General features: G+C 53.8%; 1 protein-coding gene. It reads left to right on the forward strand.

Annotation, left to right across the window (positions count from 1 at the left end):
• A partial coding sequence (locus tag CYD26_RS24755; protein ID WP_102053917.1) for an IS3 family transposase occupies window positions 1–912 on the forward strand: 912 nt, incomplete at its 5' end.
• Window positions 913–930: the final 18 nt, after the last annotated feature.

Here is a 930-nt window from a genome sequence, read left to right on the forward strand (position 1 = left end):
AAAAAAGGCCGCCGCGTACTTTGCCAAGGAGTGCGGCTGAAGTACGCCTTCATCAAGAAGCACTCGACTGATTACCCAGTGCGGCGCCTTTGCCAAACCCTCAAAGTGCATCCCAGCGGCTACTACGCTTGGCTGGCTGAGCCCCAATCTGCCCGAGAAAAAGAAGATCAACGCCTACTCGGCTTGATCAAACATGCTTGGTTAGAAAGCGGAGGCGTCTACGGCTATCGTAAAATTCACGATGACCTGCGAGAGCTGGGAGAGACATGCGGTCGAAACCGAGTCGGTCGCTTGATGCAGGCAGAGGGGCTACGTTCGCAAACGGGCTATCGCCGTCGCCCAGGGTTTTATGGCGGAAAGCCCACGGTGGCCTCACCCAATCACCTTGCCCGGCAGTTCAAGGTCAATGAACCGAACAAGGTCTGGGTGACAGATATCACGTACATCCGCACCTACGAAGGGTGGCTGTACTTGGCAGTAGTGCTGGATCTGTTTTCTCGCCAAGTGATCGGTTGGTCAATGAAGCCCAGGATGAGCAGCGACCTGGCTATCGACGCCATGCTGATGGCGGTGTGGCGGCGTAAACCGAAGCAAGAAGTGATGATTCACTCAGATCAAGGTAGTCAGTTCAGCAGCTCAGACTGGCAAAGCTTCCTGAAGGCTAACAATGTGGTCAGCAGTATGAGCCGGCGAGGAAACTGCCACGACAATGCCGTTGCAGAGAGCTTTTTCCAGCTGTTAAAGCGGGAGCGAATCCGACGAAAGATCTACGGAACACGCGAAGAAGCCCGGAGTGATATTTTCGATTACATCGAGATGTTTTATAACCCTAAACGCCGGCACGGCAGTGCTATGCAGTTATCGCCAGTAGAGTATGAGAAACGCTATTTCCTGAGCTTGGAGAGTGTCTAGGGAACCAGGGGCGATTCA

The sequence above is a fragment of the Pseudomonas sp. FFUP_PS_473 genome, assembly GCF_002858665.1.
GTDB classification, from domain to species: domain Bacteria; phylum Pseudomonadota; class Gammaproteobacteria; order Pseudomonadales; family Pseudomonadaceae; genus Aquipseudomonas; species Aquipseudomonas defluvii.